At 56.3% G+C, this 19,391-nt stretch carries 18 protein-coding genes; 7 read left to right on the top strand and 11 right to left on the bottom strand.

The features are described 5' to 3' along the window. Nucleotides 1-61 precede the first annotated feature (61 nt). From pdxA to apaH, 4 genes are read left to right on the top strand one after another with little or no spacing between them, the layout of a single operon-like run. On the top strand, nucleotides 62-1,051 hold the full coding sequence (gene pdxA, locus DSD31_RS21630; protein WP_162786327.1) for a 4-hydroxythreonine-4-phosphate dehydrogenase PdxA: 990 nt from the start codon (nucleotides 62-64) through the stop codon (nucleotides 1,049-1,051). Next, a complete protein-coding gene (rsmA, locus tag DSD31_RS21635) occupies nucleotides 1,048-1,869 on the top strand; it encodes a 16S rRNA (adenine(1518)-N(6)/adenine(1519)-N(6))-dimethyltransferase RsmA (protein ID WP_004857784.1) in 822 nt (273 codons plus the stop codon). Before pdxA ends, rsmA begins: the two co-directional genes overlap by 4 nt. Before the next feature lie 2 nt (nucleotides 1,870-1,871). After that, a complete protein-coding gene (apaG, locus tag DSD31_RS21640) occupies nucleotides 1,872-2,249 on the top strand; it encodes a Co2+/Mg2+ efflux protein ApaG (RefSeq protein WP_004857782.1) in 378 nt (125 codons plus the stop codon). 4 nt (nucleotides 2,250-2,253) lie between these two features. After that, nucleotides 2,254-3,102 carry a bis(5'-nucleosyl)-tetraphosphatase (symmetrical) ApaH gene (apaH, locus tag DSD31_RS21645; RefSeq protein ID WP_004857780.1) on the top strand — a complete coding sequence of 283 codons (849 nt, stop codon included), beginning with the start codon at nucleotides 2,254-2,256 and terminating at the stop codon, nucleotides 3,100-3,102. 82 nt (nucleotides 3,103-3,184) lie between these two features. Here the strand turns inward: apaH and folA are convergent, their stop codons facing one another. The 6 genes from folA to DSD31_RS21680 form a co-directional block, all read right to left on the bottom strand. After that, entirely contained in the window at nucleotides 3,185-3,664 is a 480-nt protein-coding gene (folA, locus tag DSD31_RS21650; protein WP_004857778.1) for a type 3 dihydrofolate reductase, read from the bottom strand. 197 nt (nucleotides 3,665-3,861) lie between these two features. Continuing rightward, the gene (gene kefC, locus DSD31_RS21660) at nucleotides 3,862-5,727 is read right to left on the bottom strand and encodes a glutathione-regulated potassium-efflux system protein KefC (protein WP_004857776.1); all 1,866 of its coding nucleotides are present in this window, start codon (nucleotides 5,725-5,727) and stop codon (nucleotides 3,862-3,864) included. Continuing rightward, nucleotides 5,720-6,250, bottom strand: a complete 531-nt coding sequence (gene kefF, locus DSD31_RS21665) for a glutathione-regulated potassium-efflux system oxidoreductase KefF (RefSeq protein ID WP_004857773.1) — start codon at nucleotides 6,248-6,250, stop codon at nucleotides 5,720-5,722. Before kefF ends, kefC begins: the two co-directional genes overlap by 8 nt. 95 nt (nucleotides 6,251-6,345) lie before the next feature. After that, nucleotides 6,346-7,650: an MFS transporter gene (locus DSD31_RS21670; RefSeq protein WP_004857771.1), complete on the bottom strand. Its 1,305-nt coding sequence runs from the start codon at nucleotides 7,648-7,650 to the stop codon at nucleotides 6,346-6,348. Between the two features lie 72 nt (nucleotides 7,651-7,722). After that, nucleotides 7,723-8,673: a 2-hydroxyacid dehydrogenase gene (locus DSD31_RS21675; protein WP_004857769.1), complete on the bottom strand. Its 951-nt coding sequence runs from the start codon at nucleotides 8,671-8,673 to the stop codon at nucleotides 7,723-7,725. 210 nt (nucleotides 8,674-8,883) lie between these two features. Beyond that, nucleotides 8,884-9,876 (bottom strand): LacI family DNA-binding transcriptional regulator, encoded by a 993-nt coding sequence (locus DSD31_RS21680; RefSeq protein ID WP_015585175.1) that lies wholly within the window; start codon nucleotides 9,874-9,876, stop codon nucleotides 8,884-8,886. Nucleotides 9,877-10,164: 288 nt separating this feature from the next. On the opposite strand from DSD31_RS21680, the gene idnO reads away from it, so the two are divergent. From idnO to DSD31_RS21695, 3 genes are read left to right on the top strand one after another with little or no spacing between them, the layout of a single operon-like run. Next, nucleotides 10,165-10,929: a gluconate 5-dehydrogenase gene (idnO, locus tag DSD31_RS21685; protein WP_004857765.1), complete on the top strand. Its 765-nt coding sequence runs from the start codon at nucleotides 10,165-10,167 to the stop codon at nucleotides 10,927-10,929. Nucleotides 10,930-10,943: 14 nt separating this feature from the next. Continuing rightward, nucleotides 10,944-11,474, top strand: coding sequence for a gluconokinase (locus tag DSD31_RS21690; protein ID WP_044349188.1), 531 nt, complete (start codon nucleotides 10,944-10,946; stop codon nucleotides 11,472-11,474). Then, nucleotides 11,471-11,938 carry a NanQ anomerase/TabA/YiaL family protein gene (locus DSD31_RS21695; protein ID WP_004857760.1) on the top strand — a complete coding sequence of 156 codons (468 nt, stop codon included), beginning with the start codon at nucleotides 11,471-11,473 and terminating at the stop codon, nucleotides 11,936-11,938. The genes DSD31_RS21690 and DSD31_RS21695 overlap by 4 nt, the downstream gene beginning before the upstream one ends. Before the next feature lie 53 nt (nucleotides 11,939-11,991). Here DSD31_RS21695 and DSD31_RS21700 read toward each other — a convergent pair whose 3' ends face one another. The 5 genes from DSD31_RS21700 to DSD31_RS21720 all read right to left on the bottom strand — a co-directional run bounded on the left by DSD31_RS21700 (nucleotide 11,992) and on the right by DSD31_RS21720 (nucleotide 19,241). Beyond that, on the bottom strand, nucleotides 11,992-12,225 hold the full coding sequence (locus tag DSD31_RS21700) for a YgdI/YgdR family lipoprotein (protein WP_004857757.1): 234 nt from the start codon (nucleotides 12,223-12,225) through the stop codon (nucleotides 11,992-11,994). Nucleotides 12,226-12,395: 170 nt separating this feature from the next. Beyond that, nucleotides 12,396-15,620 carry a carbamoyl-phosphate synthase large subunit gene (carB, locus tag DSD31_RS21705; RefSeq protein ID WP_004857755.1) on the bottom strand — a complete coding sequence of 1,075 codons (3,225 nt, stop codon included), beginning with the start codon at nucleotides 15,618-15,620 and terminating at the stop codon, nucleotides 12,396-12,398. A gap of 16 nt (nucleotides 15,621-15,636) precedes the next feature. Next, nucleotides 15,637-16,785, bottom strand: a complete 1,149-nt coding sequence (gene carA, locus DSD31_RS21710; protein WP_004857753.1) for a glutamine-hydrolyzing carbamoyl-phosphate synthase small subunit — start codon at nucleotides 16,783-16,785, stop codon at nucleotides 15,637-15,639. Between the two features lie 458 nt (nucleotides 16,786-17,243). Continuing rightward, nucleotides 17,244-18,065, bottom strand: a complete 822-nt coding sequence (gene dapB / locus DSD31_RS21715; protein WP_113991303.1) for a 4-hydroxy-tetrahydrodipicolinate reductase — start codon at nucleotides 18,063-18,065, stop codon at nucleotides 17,244-17,246. A 144-nt stretch (nucleotides 18,066-18,209) separates the two neighbouring features. Further along, nucleotides 18,210-19,241, bottom strand: coding sequence for a LacI family DNA-binding transcriptional regulator (locus DSD31_RS21720; RefSeq protein ID WP_004857750.1), 1,032 nt, complete (start codon nucleotides 19,239-19,241; stop codon nucleotides 18,210-18,212). Nucleotides 19,242-19,391: the final 150 nt, after the last annotated feature.

Raw genomic sequence — 19,391 nt, forward strand, 5'->3', positions numbered from 1 at the left:
CCGGATAACTCACGATGTGAGCGGACCCGACGGCGTTGCCAACAGAAAGACGTCCTGAAGGATGAAGTGTATGAAACGAGTTGTTATCACTCCCGGTGAACCTGCCGGAATCGGCCCCGACCTTGTTGTACAGCTTGCGCAGCGCGACTGGCCGGTAGAGCTGGTGATTTGCGCCGACGGCGCCCTGTTATCTGACCGAGCTCAACAGCTCGGTCTTCCTTTATCTCTCCTGCCCTACGATCCTTCTCTTCCCGCAGCGGCCCAGCGCGCTGGCACTCTGACGCTCCTCCCGGTCGCGCTGAACGCCCCCGTCGAACCCGGCGTGCTGAACGTGCGCAACGGAAGCTATGTGGTTGAGACGTTGGCTCGCGCCTGTGACGGCTGTCTGAGCGGCGAATTTGCGGCATTGATTACCGGGCCGGTCCATAAGGGCAATATCAACGACGCGGGTATCGCCTTTACCGGCCATACCGAGTTCTTTGAAGAGCGCGCCCACGCCAGCAAAGTGGTCATGATGCTGGCGACGGAAGAACTGCGCGTCGCCCTGGCAACCACGCACCTGCCGCTGAAAGCGATCAGCGACGCGATTACGCCGGATTTGCTCCGTGAAGTGATAACGATTCTGGACCACGATCTGCGCCATAAATTTGGCATCGCCCGGCCGCACGTGCTGGTCTGCGGTCTGAACCCGCACGCCGGCGAAGGTGGGCATATGGGGACGGAAGAGATTGATACGATTATTCCCGTGCTGGAAGAGATGCGCGCCCGGGGGATGAATCTGAGCGGCCCGCTGCCGGCAGATACCCTTTTCCAGCCCAAATATCTCGACAATGCCGATGCGGTACTCGCGATGTACCACGATCAGGGCCTTCCCGTGCTAAAATACCAGGGCTTTGGCCGTGGCGTGAACATTACGCTCGGTTTACCTTTTATTCGCACCTCTGTTGACCACGGTACCGCGCTTGAACTGGCGGGCCAGGGAAAAGCGGATGTCGGCAGTTTTATCACGGCGCTTAATCTCGCCATCAAAATGATTGTTAATACGCAATGAATAATCGAGTCCATCAGGGCCACTTAGCCCGTAAACGCTTCGGGCAAAACTTCCTCAACGATCAGTTCGTGATCGACAGCATTGTCTCGGCCATTAACCCCCAGAAAGGGCAGGCAATTGTCGAGATCGGTCCGGGCCTGGCGGCGCTGACCGAACCGGTCGGTGAACGCCTGGACGCACTTACCGTTATCGAGCTGGATCGCGATCTGGCCGCTCGTCTGCAGACGCATCCGTTCCTCGGGCCGAAGCTGACCATTTATCAGCAAGATGCCATGACCATGAACTTCGGCGAACTGTCGCAGACCATGGGCCAGCCGCTGCGCGTGTTCGGCAACCTGCCGTATAACATCTCAACGCCGCTGATGTTCCATCTGTTCAGCTATACTGATGCCATCGCCGACATGCACTTTATGCTGCAAAAAGAGGTCGTCAATCGTCTGGTTGCCGGACCGAACAGCAAGGCGTATGGTCGACTGAGCGTTATGGCGCAGTATTACTGCCAGATTATCCCGGTACTCGAAGTGCCGCCGGGTGCCTTTACGCCGCCGCCTAAAGTGGATTCCGCCGTTGTGCGCCTGGTGCCTTACCGCACGCTGCCGCATCCGGTGAAAGAGGTTCGCGTGCTGAGCCGAATCACTACCGAGGCCTTCAACCAGCGTCGTAAAACGATTCGTAACAGCCTCGGCAACCTGTTCAGCGTTGAGGTACTGACCGAGCTGGGCATCGACCCGGCAAAACGTGCAGAGAATATTTCCGTGGCGCAATACTGTCAGCTGGCTAACTGGCTATCTGACAACTCGCCCACCAAGGAGAGCTAACCATGATTAATTCGCCTCGAGTTTGCGTGCAGGTGCAAAGCGTCTATATCGAATCGCAGTCTTCCCCGGAAGAAGAGCGCTACGTTTTCGCTTATACCGTCACGATTCGCAATCTGGGGCGGACTCAGGTTCAGCTTCTTGGCCGCTACTGGCTTATCACCAACGGCCACGGTCGTGAGACTGAAGTGCAGGGTGAAGGGGTTGTCGGCGAACAGCCGCATATTCCCGCAGGCGGTGAATTCCAGTATACCAGCGGAGCCGTCATTGAAACGCCGCTGGGCACCATGCAGGGACATTATGAAATGATCGACGTGAACGGCGCGCCGTTCTCGATCGATATCCCTGTTTTCCGTCTCGCAGTACCAACGCTCATTCACTAAAACAATGTCTACATACCTTATTGGCGACGTTCACGGTTGCTACGATGAACTGCTCGCGTTATTAAAGCAGGTGGCGTTTACCCCAGGGAGCGATACGCTGTGGCTCACGGGCGATTTAGTCGCACGCGGCCCGGGTTCGCTGGAGGTTTTACGCTACGTTAAATCCCTTGGCGATAATGTGCGCCTTGTTCTCGGCAATCACGATCTGCACCTGCTGGCCGTCTTCGCCGGCATCAGCCGCAACAAACCCAAAGATCGCCTGAAATCGCTGCTCGAAGCCCCGGATGCCGACGAGCTGCTCAACTGGCTGCGCCGTCAGCCGCTGATGCAGATTGATGAAGAGAAAAAGCTGGTGATGGCCCATGCGGGCATTACGCCGCAGTGGGATCTGGAAACGGCAAAACAGTGCGCGCGCGATGTTGAAGCCGTGCTCGCCAGCGACTCCTATCCGTTCTTCCTCGACGCGATGTATGGCGATATGCCGAATAACTGGAGCCCTGAGCTGAGCGGTCTCGCCCGCCTGCGCTTTATCTCCAATGCCTTTACCCGTATGCGCTACTGTTTCCCGAACGGGCAGCTGGATATGTATGCCAAAGAAGCGCCGGAAAACGCCCCTGCGCCGTTAAAACCGTGGTTTGCCATTCCCGGTCCGGTGAGCAACGAGTACAGCATTGCGTTTGGTCACTGGGCTTCGCTGGAAGGTCGCGGTACGCCGGAGGGGATATACGCCCTCGATACCGGCTGCTGCTGGGGCGGGGATCTCACCTGCCTGCGCTGGGAAGACAAGCAGTACTTTACTCAGCCCTCAAACCGGCAGAAAGAGCCGGACGAAGGCGAGGCGGTAGCCTCCTGAAAAAAATCCCGGATAGCGGTAAGCGGTATCCGGGATATCATCATCTTGCCTCGGCCAACGCTACGCGCTGCCCGGCATACCCTCAGCGACGTTCGAGAATCTCGAAGCAGTAGCTATGCGAGTTCTGCGCATCGGCATCGTGAAATTCGCTGAAGACCGACTCCCACTGATCCGGATCGTAGTCCGGGAAATGGGTATCCCCTTCCACTTCGGCGTCAATGTGCGTCAGATAAAGCTTCCGGGCCTTCGGCAGGAACTGCTCATAGACACGACCGCCGCCGATCACCATTATCTCTTCAACGTCGCCGCAGGCGGCGATCGCTTCATCAACCGACTTCACCCACTGCACGCGATCGTCGGTGCCCGGCTGGCTGCTGATAACGATATTCTTACGCCCCGGCAGCGGGCGACCAATAGACTCCCAGGTCAGACGCCCCATCACCACCGGCTTGTTTAAGGTATTGCGTTTAAACCAGGCGAGATCGGCAGGCAGGTCCCATGGCATGGCGTTTTCCATACCAATGACGCGATCTACCGCTAACGCCGCAATCAGACTGATCATTGAAAATTTCCCGAATGCAAAAAATTGCCGCCACTATACGTAAAGCGTAATACTTCGTCGACTGCGCGGAGAGTAAAGAATAAGAAAATTTTCGGATTTGCAGGCGGGCCCACGTAAGCTACGTGAGCCGCCTGCTGAGGAACTAAACTGAAAACAAAATGTTAACTGTAAACAAAACGTAACGGCCGCCGCACGACTCAGGCAGAAGGTTTACTCTCCGGTTCATCGGCAATATCTCCGGTGTGTCGACCCTCTTCCGTTCCCTGCCAGCCATGCCGCTGAACCAACGACAGATGGTTACGATCCTCGTTAATTATGGTGGTCAGCATGTCGCTGGTGCGTTTAAAGACCGCCACGCGGGAAGCCGCGTCGTTTTCCGCCATCGCCACCATCTCCTCGACCATTTTCTGGTTGAAGCGACGGAACAGGTCGGCGCGCTCGCGCGCTTCATAAGCGCCCAGGCCCAGGGCCTCCAGCGCCGTTCGCCCGGATTTCAGCGCCGCCTCGAAGGTTTCACGCTCCGGGGCCTCCACGCCAGCCTGACGCAGCTGGATATAGTGATCCACATCGCGGGCGCGGGAGATAATCTGCAGATGCGGGAAATGCTCTTTTGCCAGCTCAACCAGCTGCAGGCTGACCTGCGGATCGTCAATCGCATTGATCAGCACCTCGGCTTTTGCCGCCCCCGCTGACTCCAGCATATCGACGCGCGTGGCATCGCCATAAAACACTTTCATATCAAATTTACGCAGCGTATCAACGTGGTCAGGATCGTGATCGAGGATCACCATCTTCACCCCGCCGGAGAGCAATACACGACCGGCGATCTGCCCGTAGCGGCCGAAGCCGGCAATAATCACCCGCGGCTGCTCTTCATCAATCTCATCCGCTTCGCGTTCCTCGCCGCGGGATGATTTCTCCAGGCGGGTCAACAGCACCAGCAGGATCGGCGTTGCCGCCATTGACAGCGCCACCGCCAGCGTCAACGCTTTCGCCCAGTCGCTATCCAGTACGTCGGCCATCTGCGCCGCGCCGAATACCACAAAGGCAAACTCACTCCCCTGCCCCAGCAGAACCGCAAACCAGCGGCGCTGGGCGCGCGGCACCCCGAGCGGCTTCGCAATCAGCCACAGCATCGCGCCTTTAATGATCAGGAAACCAACCAGCAAAACCAGAATGCGCAGCGGATGGCTCATCAGGGTACCGAAATCAATCGACATCCCGACGCCAATGAAGAACAGCCCCAGCAGCAGCCCCTTAAACGGCTCGATGTCGCTTTCCAGCGCGTGGCGATATTCCGAGCTCGCCAGCAACACGCCGGCGAGGAAGGCCCCCATCGCCATCGACAGTCCGACCTCCTCCAGCAGCAGGCCAAAGCCGAAGACCAGGAACAGGGCTACGGCGCTGAACACTTCGCGCAGACCGGAACGGGCCACGAAGCGTAATACCGGACGGGTCACATAGCGCCCCAGCGCCACCACCAGGACCAGCGCGCCAGCCACCTTGAGCGCGGACAGGGCAAATGCCGCCAGCGTCGTAGAGCCACCGCTGGCGGCCAGCAGCGGGATCATCGCCACCAGCGGGATCGCCGCAATATCCTGAAACAGCAGGACGGCAAATGCGCTCCGCCCCATCTGTGAGACCGTCAGATTACGTTCGTTCATCGCCTGCATCGCGATCGCCGTCGACGACAGCGCCAGCGTCATGCCGATCAGCTCCGCCACCTGCCAGCGCATCCCCAGCAACATGCAAAACAGGCCAATCAGTACGCCGCACACCACCATCTGCAAGGCGCCGCCGCCAAACACCGACGCGCGTAGCTTCCACAGACGCTGCGGGTCGAGTTCCAGACCAATCACAAATAGCATCAGCACCACGCCGATTTCAGCAAAGTGCAAAATCGCCTCGGCGTCGGTCACCAGCCTCAGCCCCCACGGCCCGATAATACAGCCGGCAATCAGATAGCCGAGTACCGACCCCAACCCAAGGCGTACGGCGATCGGCACAATCAGCGCGGCGGATCCCAGATAAATCAGCGCCTGTATCAGCGTATGGCTATCCATGATGCGTCTCCTGCCATTCGATAAGGCGTTGTCGGTAGCGGCGTGCCTGCGCCTGAAGGGTTTCATCGTCGCAGATAAATGTGCAGTGCATGGCGAAAGGCGGCAGCCACTTCATTCCACAGTAGAGACCGGTCGCCTGGAGCGGTTGGGAAAGCACATCAAACCCGGGAAATGCACCGATATCAAAGTGGCTCTCGCCGCCGCCGGTGGTCACCGCCCACATCAGCGATTTACCTCGCAGGGCGATGCCGTTATGTCCGTAAGCCCAGCCGTGCGATAACACTTTATCCATCCACAGTTTCATTAGCGGCGGCACACTGTACCACTGCATCGGATGCTGCCAGATAATCAGCTCGGCGCGTGCCAGCGCCGCCTGTTCGGCGGCGACGTCGATATTAAAATCGGGGTAAAGTTGATAGAGGGAGCGTATTTCTACGCCATCCAGCGTCCTTGCCTGCTCAAGCATCCGCTTATTCGCATGCGAGTGATGCGGATAGGGATGGGCATAAATTATCAGAATCATTGATTAGCCTGCGTTAACTCTCGTTGTAATCAGCAAGAGTGTAGTCAGTTAATCGAAGTGCTTACAATCACAACCTGTTTTTATCTCAACACCCTTCAGGCATTTCGCGGCTGCTTGCTGACGGCGACAGCGGGCTCGCCGATCTCAAGATCGCAGCGTTTCGGCAGCAGGAAGGTCATGGTCCCGGCAATGAGGAGCGATCCTGCCAACGCGCAGACCGCCACGTTCTGGCCATACAGATAGATCATCACCCCAACCAGATAAGGACCGCAGAAGCCGCCGAGATTGCCCAGGCCGTTAATCACCCCCCGTGCGCTACCGGCAACTTCCGCGGAAGCGATACGCCCCGGCATCGACCAGAACGGGCTGGTAGCCGATTTAAGGAAGAAACCGCAAATCACCAGCGCAATATAGGCCGCCACCACGTGCTCACGCAGTACCACCGAGGCCACCAGCGCCGCAGCGAAGCTGTAGAGCGAGAAGCGTACCCACAGACGACGTTTGCCGCTGCGATCGCTGAATAGCGAAATCACATAAATACCCGCCAGCGTGGCCACAAACGGCAGCACCGCCAGAAACCCGACGCTGGCCATACTGCCGCCGGTCAGCCCCTTCAGAATAGTCGGCAGCCACAGGGTATAACCGTAATCGCCGGTCTGATAAAAGAAGTTGAGGATCACCAGCTTCATCAGCCCGCTATTGCGGAAAACATCTTTGACCGGCGCGTTGCTGACCGCATCTTCCGCCAGCTTTGCCGCCCGCTCTGCGGCCAGCGTGGTAACCAGATAGTGACGCTCTGCCTCCGGCAGCCAGCGCGCCTCTTCCGGGCGGTCGCTGATCATAAACCACCACACCGCCAGCACTACCACGGATAGCAGGCCTTCGATAATAAACAGCCAGCGCCAGTCGAGCGCGGCAATAATCGCCCCGGAGACCGGCGCGGTCAGCATGCCGCCCAGCGGAGCAAACATCATGACGAAGGCATTGGCGCGTCCCAGCTCTTTTTCCGGGAACCAGTTGCTGACCATCGTCAGCACCACCGGTAGCATCCCGCCCTCGGATACGCCGAGAATAAAGCGTAGAACCAGCAGTTGATATTCGTGGGTCACAAAACCGGTGGCAATCGACACCACCGCCCAGGCCATCAGCGACCACGCAATAAAGCGTTTACCGCTGCCGTTTACCGCAATACGCCCGCCGGGTATTTGCAGAAATAAATAACCAATAAAAAATATTCCGCTGGCCACACCGGCCATTTGACTGGTAATACCTAAATCAGCTTCCATGCCACCGGGCAAAGCAAAACTAATATTCACCCGATCCATAAACGAAATAATACAGGCAATCAACACCGGCGTGATAATACGCAGCCAGCGGGTGCTGGGAATTTTATCATTCATATTTCGTACTCTCTATGCAGAGGTTATTGTTGTCATTAAATTAGAGCCGGGCACAGAAATAAGAGATGAGAATTAATTAATGGCGTTCGGCAATACGTTACCGGAGAAATAAGCCGTGACGTTTGCCAAAACCACTTCGCTCATTTTCTGTCGGGTTTCATGGGTGGCGCTGGCCACGTGCGGCTGCAACACCACATTATCGAGCGCGATCAATTCTGCCGGGACATGAGGCTCATCTTCAAAAACATCGAGGGCAGCACCGGCGATAACACCGTTTTGTAACGCCTGAATCAACGCCTTTTCATCCACCAGCGAACCGCGGGCGATATTAATCAGCCACGCATGTTTCGGCATGACGTTGAAGACCGAAAAATCGATCAGCCCGCGATTTGCCTCACCGCCGGAGGCGGCAAGCACCAGAAAATCACTCTCATGGGCCAGCGTATGCAGATCGGCGCACCACTGGTAATCCAGCCCCGGGACCGGTTTACGGTCGTGATAAAGCACCTGCATATCAAAACCGCGGGCGCGGCGGGCAATCGCCTGACCAATATTCCCCATCCCCAGCAGGCCGATACGTTTCCCGCTCACCTGAGTAGCCAGCGGCATGCCTCCCTTCTCCCAGCGGCCTTCACGTACAAAACGATCGCCCTGACACAGATTGCGGGAACCGGCCAGCAGCAGTCCCATCGCCAGGTCCGCCACGTCGTTGGTCAGCACGCCGGAAGTGATGGAGACCTGAATCTGCCGGGAGCGAACGTACTCTAAATCCACCGCATCGGTGCCAACGCCGAAAATGGCAATCAGACCCACGTGCGGCAGCAGTTCAAGGACGCTGTTCTGTACCCCGATATCCCCTCGGGTGACAACGGCTGCAATATTCTCTCCCTGCTCACGCAGGAAGGCGATGGGATCCTCCTGCTCGTACAGACGCAGCAGCGGGAAGTCGGCCGCCAGCTGTTCCTGCAAAGCATCAATAACGGGGGCCACTAAGAGGATGGCGCGGGTAATAGTACTCTTCATCAGATCACCTGTTTGACGGTTCATTACGACGGTAGCCACTATCAAACGGTTTTTTAGCCGAACGTTTTGCGATCTGCATCACGCTGAATCGTGTTAAAAATTACTGTTACCGCGTCCGTGATCGCTAAGACAAAAACCCGGTTTTAAGCGGGGACAAGCGACGAGGCGTTAACGTTCTGCTAACACGACTGCGCCGCCGTTCAGGCAGGATTAAATGGTTTCGCCCATCGACAGGCGGTAGTGCAGATCGACTTTCTCTATGGTTGGCAGTCCTTTGATTTTCTTAATTAAAATCTCAGTGGCTACCTTACCCATTTCATAGCGCGGGGTCAGGACGCTTGCCAGCCGCGGGGTGACGATCTGGCCAATCTCCAGGCCATGAAAACCGGCGATCGCCAGCTCCTGCGGCACTGCGATACCCGATGCAAGGCACTCCTGTAACACGCCTACCGCCAGGTCATCATTAGTACAGAGGATCCCGTCCATCGCGGCGTACATCTGCCGCGCCAGATTCATCATGCCGGTGCCAATCGACACCGACGACACCTTATTGGGGGCAATGCGCCCCGTCGGCAGTCCGGCATTCTCCATCGCCTGACAGTAGCCGGCGTAGCGCTGTTCATCGCGGACATCGGACATTGACCCAAAATAGATAATGCGCCGCTTGCCGCTCGCCAGCAGCATCGTGGTCATGTCAAAACCGGCTTTGAAGTTGTCAAAACCGACATTGATTCGCCCCGGGTTCTCCGCCAGCCCCATCACCTCCGCGATCGGAATCTTTGCCGCATTGAGGTATTTGTCCGCCCGCAGCGTATGGAGCGACTCAGTCAGCAGCAAGCCTTTGACATGAAAGGCCAGTACGGCGGCAATCTGCTCCTCTTCACGCTGACGGTCGTAATCGTAATTGACCACCAGCGTCTGGTAGCCGTGGGCCGCGGTCACCGACTCGATGCCGGCCAGCAGGTCGGCGAAGATTTGATTATGAAAAGAGGGAATCAGCACGCCGATGCGTGGGACGGCGACGCTGGTCATCGCCGGATTATCGGGATCGGGCTCGTAACCAATTTCTGCAATCACGCTGGCGATACGCTCCGCCGTCTCCGGTTTCACTTTATCCGGCGTACGTAAATAGCGGCTGACGGTCATTTTGGTTACGCCAGCCAGCGCTGCAATATCATTGAGCGTAATGCGTTGTGCTTTCATCTATCGACCCGTCAAATACATCCACTGCATCAGGCCATTATGCCTGCCGCTGAAGAAAAAGAGAATCGAACCCTTCCAGCGTTAACCCCTTGAGCAGCGGTAATTTCCACGCGGCTTCACGTTTAACGTAACCCCTTTTCGTAACACTGTTTTGAGTGATCTCTGTCACAGATTTAAGCGGCAAAAATCCGTGATATAGAGCACAGGTTCTTCCGCTTCACCTTTTTGTGGATCAGGAATAAAAGCGCACACCGTCATTTATATTCAGCCGTTAATCAGGATATCAAGATGAAAGATCTTTTCAGCTTACAAGGCAAACGTATTTTAATTACTGGCGCAGGACAAGGCATTGGTTTTGTCATGGCGCAGGGCCTTGCACAATATGGCGCCGAAATTATTATCAACGATATTTCAGCGTCCCGGGCAGATGATGCGGTGATGAAATTACGTGATGAAGGCGCGATTGCTCATTCGGCCGTATTTAATGTGACCGATGCCGATGCTGTCGAAAATGCGATTGCTAAAATCGAAGAAGAAATCGGCGCGATTGATGTGTTATTCAATAATGCGGGTATTCAGCGTCGCCATCCGTTTACCGAATTTCCGGTACAGGAATGGAACGATGTTATTTCCGTGAACCAAACCGCGGTATTTCTGGTCTCGCAGGCCGTGGCTAAACGTATGGTGAGCCGCCAGCGCGGAAAAATCGTCAATATCTGTTCCATGCAGAGCGAGCTGGGACGCGACACCATTACGCCTTATGCCGCCGCCAAAGGGGCGGTCAAAATGCTGACCCGCGGCATGTGCGTCGAGCTGGCGCGCTATAACATTCAGGTCAACGGTATCGCACCGGGCTACTTTAAAACCGCCATGACCCAGGCGTTGGTGGACGATCGCGCCTTTACCGACTGGTTGTGCAAACGCACGCCAGCCAACCGCTGGGGCGATCCGCAAGAGCTGGTCGGTGCGGCGGTGTTCCTCTCCTCCAGAGCATCCGATTTCGTCAATGGTCATCTGTTGTTTGTCGACGGCGGCATGCTGGTTGCCGTCTGATTAAGGAGCGCATTATGGCAGGGCAATGCATTATTTTGATGGGCGTTTCAGGCACCGGCAAAACCACCGTTGGTCAGGCGCTGGCCCAGGCGCTTGGCGCAAAGTTTATTGACGGCGACGACCTTCATCCACGGCAGAACATCATCAAAATGGCCGCCAGCCAGCCGCTTGATGATGACGATCGCCAGCCCTGGCTGGAGCGCATCGCCGACGTGATTTTCAGCCTCGAGCAAAAGAATGAATCCGGCGTACTGGTCTGCTCGGCGTTGAAAAAACGCTATCGCGATCGCCTGCGTGAAGGCAGCGGTAATCTGCGTTTTCTGTGGCTGACCGGGGAGTATGAGTGCATTCTTCAACGCATGCAGCGACGTCAGGGCCACTTTATGCCGGAAGCGCTGCTGCGCAGCCAGTTTGCCGCCCTGGAAACACCGGATGCCAGCGAGGGTGATATCGTCGCCGTTGATATCGCCCCCGACGTCGCCACCATCGTGGCGCAATCGCTCACATTACTTACCCCTCAACCAGCACAGGGAGTTCCGGCATGATTATCGATACCTTAAGCGCCGCCGCCAAAAATGCGTTCTATCCGGCGGTCATTAAAAAAGCGCTCCAGGCCGTTGCGCAGCAGGATCCCCACACCCTGCCTCCGGGCAAATATACCGTCGATGGCGATAACCTGTTCTTTACCGTCGTTGAGGGTCAGACGCGTCCGCTGTCGGAGCAGCGCCCGGAATTTCATCGTCAGTATATTGATATTCATATTGTACTGGCGGGCGTTGAGATAATCGGCGCCGGCAACAAAGGTCTGCCGATCGCGCCGGACGGGCCGTTCAAAGAGGCCCATGATATTGGCTTTTGTGAGGCAATCAGCAGCGAAACGCTGATTCATCTGCACCCGGAAGAGCTGGCCATTTTATTCCCGGGCGAACTGCACCGCCCGATGGGCGCGATGGATGCCGGCGCGCCGCTGCGCAAAATTATCGTTAAGATAGATAACGCTCTGCTGTAGCGGTCCCGCCGTAATCAGCCCCACGAGATCCTTCGCGGGGCCCCGGATAACCCTTAGTTATCCAGTTCATCCATCGACTTCACCTGATCGCGATTGATCTGTTCAGTCCGGCCGGTTTCCGCATTTTTGTACGACACCATACCAGTATCATCATCCACCTGCGGCTTGCCATCAGTCACGATCGTTTTACCGTCTGTCGTTTTCAGCGACTGGTTCGATGAACAGCCCGCCACAAACAACATTGCCGTCGCCGCCAGCGCGGATGCCATCAGAATTTTGTTCCGCATTGTATCCTCCTGTCTTTCCGTCAATTGATATCGTTATGATGCTAACTATAGTTAGCCTCACCGGACGGACCGTGAAAAGCAGAACTCTCCGAAGATGGCGCGGATAAAAAAAGGGCCGACGATTTCTCGTCAACCCTTGGTGTTCCGCGACCCGATATTATCGAGGCAGCTTACTTTTTAATTTGCGCGTGCATTTCCTGAACCGAGGTCACTTTCTCGATGGCGTTGGCGTTGAGCGCCATCGCCGTCGCGAAACCGCCGTTCAGGGTGGTGTCGTAATGCACTTTGTACTGCAGGGCGCTGCGGCGAATCAGCTTGGAGTCTTCAATCGCCTGACGACCTTCGGTGGTGTTGATGATGTAGGTGTATTCGCCATTCTTAATACGGTCCTGAATGTGCGGACGACCTTCATGCACCTTATTCACCAGACGTGGGTTGATCCCCGCCTCACCCAGCACAATCGCGGTACCGTGAGTCGCATCCAGTTCGAAACCAAACTTCAGCAGTTTCGCCGCCAGGTCTACGACACGCTCTTTGTCGCCTTCGCGAACGGAGAGCAGCGCGCGGCCCTGTTTTTTCATCGTTGAGCTGCTGCCCAGCTGTGCTTTAGCGAACGCTTCGGCGAAAGTACGGCCCACGCCCATCACTTCCCCGGTAGAGCGCATTTCTGGCCCTAACAGCGGGTCAACGCCCGGGAATTTGTTGAACGGCAGCACCACTTCTTTCACCGAGTAGTACGGCGGGATAATTTCTTTGGTGACGCCCTGCTGGGCCAGGGTCTGGCCAGCCATCACTCGCGCCGCCACTTTGGCCAGCGGGATACCGGTGGCTTTAGAGACGAACGGTACGGTACGCGCCGCACGCGGGTTCACTTCAATCAGGTACACTTCATTGTTTTTCACCGCGAACTGGACGTTCATCAGGCCACGGACCTGCAGTTCAAAGGCCAGCTTCTGTACCTGCTCACGCATCACATCCTGAATTTCCTTGCTCAGGGTGTAGGCCGGCAGAGAACATGCGGAGTCGCCCGAGTGCACGCCCGCCTGTTCGATGTGCTCCATGATGCCGCCAATCAGCACCATTTCGCCGTCGCAGATAGCGTCAACGTCGACTTCGACCGCATCGTCAAGGAAGCGGTCCAGCAGAACCGGCGCGTCGTTCGAGACGCTGACCGCGGTCTGGAAGTAGCGCTTCAGGTCGGCTTCGTCGTAGACGATTTCCATCGCCCGACCGCCCAGGACGTAGGACGGACGCACCACCAGCGGGTAGCCAATCTCTTTCGCCTTCTCAACGGCCATCTCAATGGTGGTCACGGTGGCGTTCGCCGGCTGTTTCAGCTTCAGACGGTCAACCGCCTGCTGGAAACGTTCACGGTCTTCGGCACGGTCAATCGCATCCGGGCTGGTTCCGATAACCGGTACGCCGGCCGCTTCCAGCGCACGCGCCAGTTTCAGCGGCGTCTGGCCGCCGTACTGGACGATAACGCCCTTCGGCTTCTCGATACGCACGATTTCCAGCACGTCTTCCAGCGTCACCGGCTCAAAGTACAGACGGTCGGAGGTGTCGTAGTCGGTAGACACGGTTTCCGGGTTACAGTTAACCATAATGGTCTCGTAACCATCTTCACGCAGCGCCAGTGAAGCATGTACGCAGCAGTAGTCAAATTCGATACCCTGACCGATACGGTTCGGGCCGCCGCCAAGGACCATGATTTTATCGCGGTCAACGGACGGGTTCGCTTCACATTCGTCTTCATAGGTGGAGTACATGTAGGCGGTATCGGTGGCGAATTCCGCCGCGCAGGTATCCACGCGCTTGTAGACCGGGTGCAGGTCGTACTGGTCACGCAGCTTACGGATTTCACCTTCACGAACGCCGGCCAGTTTTGCCAGACGAGCATCGGCAAAGCCTTTACGCTTCAGCTGACGCAGGAAGTCAGGCGTCAGACCGGTGATGCCAAGGTCAGCCACTTTCTCTTCCAGACGTACCAGCTCTTCAATTTGTACCAGGAACCAGCGGTCGATGTTGGTCAGGTTGAAGACGCCGTCCACGGACAGCCCCGCGCGGAACGCATCGGCGATGTACCAGATACGCTCGGCGCCGGCATCTTTCAGCTCACGGCGAATTTTGGTCAGCGCTTCCGGGTCGTCGAGGCTGACTTTCGGGTCGAAACCGGTGGCCCCTACTTCCAGGCCGCGCAGCGCTTTCTGCAGGGATTCCTGCTGGGTGCGGCCAATCGCCATCACTTCACCCACGGATTTCATCTGGGTGGTCAGGCGGTCATTAGCGCCAACGAATTTTTCAAAGTTGAAGCGGGGAATCTTGGTCACGACATAGTCGATGGACGGTTCGAACGAGGCCGGCGTACGGCCGCCGGTGATGTCGTTCATCAGCTCATCCAGGGTGTAGCCGACCGCCAGTTTGGCCGCCACTTTGGCAATCGGGAAACCGGTCGCTTTGGATGCCAGCGCGGAGGAGCGTGATACGCGCGGGTTCATTTCGATAACAATCAGGCGGCCGTCTTTCGGGTTAACGGAAAACTGCACGTTAGAGCCGCCGGTTTCGACGCCAATTTCGCGCAGCACCGCCATCGATGCATTACGCATCACCTGATATTCTTTATCGGTCAGGGTTTGCGCCGGGGCGACCGTGATGGAGTCACCGGTATGGATGCCCATGGCGTCGAAGTTTTCGATGGAGCAGACGATGATGCAGTTGTCGTTCTTATCGCGCACCACTTCCATCTCGTACTCTTTCCAGCCGATCAGCGATTCATCAATCAGCAGTTCGTTGGTCGGAGAGAGATCCAGCCCGCGGGCACAAATTTCTTCGAACTCTTCACGGTTGTAAGCGATACCGCCGCCGGTGCCGCCCATAGTGAAGGAGGGACGGATGATACACGGGTAGCCCACGTCAGCGGCCACCGCCAGCGCTTCTTCCATGGTGTGCGCAATACCGGAACGTGCGGTATCCAGACCGATTTTCTTCATTGCCACATCGAAGCGACGGCGGTCTTCCGCTTTATCAATCGCGTCGGCGGTGGCGCCGATCATGGTGACGCCGAATTCGGCCAGCACGCCCTGACGTTCCAGCTCCAGCGCGCAGTTCAGCGCCGTCTGGCCGCCCATAGTCGGCAGTACCGCATCCGGACGCTCTTTTTCGATAATTTTGCGCACCACTTCCCAGTGGATCGGCTCAATATAGGTCGCATCGGCCATTTCCGGGTCGGTCATGATGGTGGCCGGGTTGGAGTTCACCAGAATGACACGGTAACCTTCTTCACGCAGGGCCTTACAGGCCTGGGCGCCAGAGTAGTCAAATTCGCAAGCCTGGCCGATAACGATCGGGCCAGCGCCAAGAATCAGGATGCTTTTTATGTCTGTACGTTTTGGCATGGCTCTTTTCTCCTGATTATTTCGCGGACTGGCGGTACTGCTCAATTAATGCAATAAAATGGTCGAACAACGGCGCGGCATCGTGCGGGCCTGGGCTCGCTTCCGGGTGGCCCTGGAAGCTAAACGCCGGTTTGTCAGTGCGGTGGATGCCCTGCAGCGTTCCGTCGAACAGCGACTTGTGGGTCACGCGCAGGTTAGACGGCATGGAGGCTTCGTCTACCGCAAAACCGTGGTTCTGGGCGGTAATCATCACCACATTATTATCGATATCTTTAACCGGGTGGTTGCCGCCGTGGTGGCCGAACTTCATCTTAACGGTCTTCGCACCGCTCGCCAGCGCCAGCAGCTGATGGCCGAGGCAGATGCCGAATACCGGAATATCGGTCTCGAGGAATTTCTCAATCGCGGCAATGGCGTAATCGCACGGCGCCGGGTCGCCAGGGCCGTTGGACAGGAAGATACCGTCCGGATTCATCTTCAGCACCTCTTCGGCAGAGGTTTTCGCCGGCACAACCGTCAGACGGCAGCCGCGGTCAACCAGCATGCGCAGGATGTTGCGTTTGGCGCCAAAATCGTAGGCTACAACGTGGAACGGCAGCTCGCTTTCCGCTTTCGCTTCCGGCAGGTCGCCCGCCAGCGTCCAGCTTCCTTGCGTCCAGCTGTAGGTTTCTGAAGTGGTGACTTCTTTCGCCAGGTCCATGCCGTTCAGGCCCGGGAACGCTTTGGCTTTTTCCAGCGCCAGCTGCGCATCCAGGTTATCACCCACGATGATGCAGCCGTTCTGTGCGCCTTTTTCACGCAGCAAACGCGTCAGCTTACGGGTATCGATATCGGCAATCGCCACGATGTTATGGCGCTTGAGGTAAGAAGAGAGGTCTTCGGTATTGCGGAAGTTGCTGGCAATCAGCGGCAGGTCGCGAATGACCAGACCCTGCGCATGTACCTGAGAAGATTCTTCATCGGCGGCGTTGGTGCCGACATTACCAATATGGGGATAAGTAAGAGTGACAATTTGGCGGGAATAGGAAGGATCAGTGAGGATTTCTTGATAACCGGTCATTGAAGTATTGAAAACGACTTCCCCAACCGCCGTGCCCGTTGCCCCGATGGCCCGACCGTGAAACTGGGTTCCGTCTTCCAGAACCAATAGCGCTGACTTAATCAAAACACCCTCCAGAGAATATTCACTCACTTTATTTGCATATTAATGCATGTGCATGACATGAATCAATGCAAATTTGCTTACCTATGGATTTCTGGCAAACGGCGGCATTCTGGAGAGATGTCGGGTAAAAGTCAACTTAAAGCCGATATTTTTTATCTCTTTTCACGTCACTGACCTCTCAGCACTGCGTTAGCAGGCAAAAAGATCAACAAACTATGCAGAGAAAACGCTTGCGGACCTGGAAGATTGCAAAACAGAGCGTGCAAGAGCAAAAAAGTAGACCAGATGGTCAAAATTTACAATAACACAACAAAAAACGAATGGATAAGTTAATATTATAGCCACTTCATCATCTTTTATTGATGAAGAAGCAAAAAATAAAAAGGGCAATAAAATATTGCCCTTTGCAATCAATTACATATTGAATGCAATAACCACATCACGATGGGTAATAAACCTTATAAAGCATTGAGATCAAGCACGTCACGCATATCGAAAAGGCCTGATTTCTTATCTTTTAACCACAATGCGGAACGAACGGCACCATTGGCAAAAGTCATCCGGCTGGATGCCTTGTGGCTGATTTCAATACGCTCACCAATATCGGCAAACATAGCGGTATGCTCGCCAACGATATCCCCGGCGCGCACGGTGGCAAAGCCGATGGTCCCAGGGACGCGTTCGCCGGTATGCCCTTCACGGCTGCAGACCGCGCAATCCTTCAGATCTTTGTTCAGCGCGCCGGCAATCGCCTCGCCCATCGCCAGTGCGGTGCCCGACGGTGCGTCCACTTTGTGGCGGTGGTGCGCTTCAATAATTTCGATATCGGTGTAGTCGCCCATCACCTTCGCCGCTTTCTCCAGCAGCTTTAACAGCACGTTGACGCCGACGCTGAAGTTGGCCGCGAAAACGATGGCAATATCCTGCGCCGCATCGCGAATGGCCTGTTTCCCGGCCTCATCAAAACCGGTGGTACCAATCACCATCCCTTTGCCGTGTTCGCGGCAGAAAGCAAGGTGGTTTAACGTACCTTCCGGACGGGTGAAATCGATTAGCACATCAAAATCATCTTTGACCGCCGCAAGACTGCTTTGCACCGCGACACCCGCTTTACCGGCCCCGGCCAGTTCACCGGCATCGCTCCCAAGGAGGGAAGAACCTTCGCGCTCCAACGCAGCGCCCAGCGCCACGCCGTCCATCTGCTGTACTGCCTGAATTAACTGGCGTCCCATCCGGCCGCCCGCGCCTGCGATGGCCACGCGGATTTGTGCATCATGCATAGCTATTCTCTTTTGTTAACTTAACGTAAATTGTTTCCAGATTAACCAGCCCGTCGATGAGCCGCTACTGTAAAACACCGATAATTAGAAATTTATGACAAACGGCGTTCGATATCAGTAAAAACTATACGCCGGCATCGTTTCTCACTCGTCCGGAGCGTTAATCCTGTGCCGAAAACCGCAGGATTCGCGAACCACCAGCGCCGGCGGCAAAATAATGCGCTTCGGCGGTTCATCATTGCCCTGAATACGGCTATACAGCAGCTCGCCGGCTTTGCGGCCAATCTCCTTCGCTGCCACCGAAACGGTCGTCAACGCCGGCTGAACCAGCGCGGCTTCGGTAATATCGTCAAATCCCACCAGCGCAAAATCACGGCCCGGCTCACGTCCGGTTTTACGCAGCGCCTGCATCACGCCCAGCGCAACAATATCCTGGTAACAAACTGCGGCCGTGATTTGCGGATAGCGGGTCAGCAGCGCTTCGGCCACTTTCGCGCCGTCGATCTGGCTGGCCTGAGCCGTGACGATCCACTCCGGACGCGGCGAGATCCCGCTCTCCAGGAGCGTGCTGGTGAACCCGCCAATACGCTGTGCGCGGGTACCGGAACTCAGGCTACCGCCGATAAAGGCAATCTGTCGGTGCCCCATTTTCAGCAAGTGTGCCGTGGCCATCTGCGTGCCGAGAAAGTTATCGGTCCCGACAAAATCAAAATCCGGATCGCTGAGCGGGCGCACCACCATAATGGCGGGAATATTGCGTCTTTTCAGCGCCTCAAAAAATGAGGCCGGAGTTTCCCGCGCCGCGCACAGCACCATGCCGCAGGCGCTATTGCGCATCAGCGAGTCGACAAACTTTTGCTGCCGCTCGCCTGACTCTTCGCTGTTGGCCAGAAATAACAGCAAATCATGCCGCTCCATTTCATGGCTTAAGCCTGCCGTCATCTCACCGTAAAACGGGTTGGTGATGTCATGCAGCAGCAGCCCAACCTGGTTGCTGCTGCGATTACGCAGATTGGCGGCGGTCTGATTGTAGACATAGCCAGTTTCATCCAGCGCCTTCAGCACACGTTCGCGCGTAGCCTGCGAAATCCGCCCGCGGTTACGCAACACCATCGAAACGGTGGCCGTGGATACCCCTGCCCGTTCAGCCACCTGTGCCAGCGTCACTGTTGTCATGATCTCTCCCGTTCGTTTAGCGAAGGTTAATCGAATAACCTAAAAATTGCATTTTTCCTTGTGACAGGACTCACAATAACGCTCACCTTGCCGCTTTACTTGCTCATTATGGCGGGTTAATCGCGTTAACCATACTGTCAAAACAAGGTT

Origin of the sequence: Klebsiella sp. X13 (assembly GCF_003323835.1) — a bacterium.
Taxonomy (GTDB): domain Bacteria; phylum Pseudomonadota; class Gammaproteobacteria; order Enterobacterales; family Enterobacteriaceae; genus Klebsiella; species Klebsiella ornithinolytica.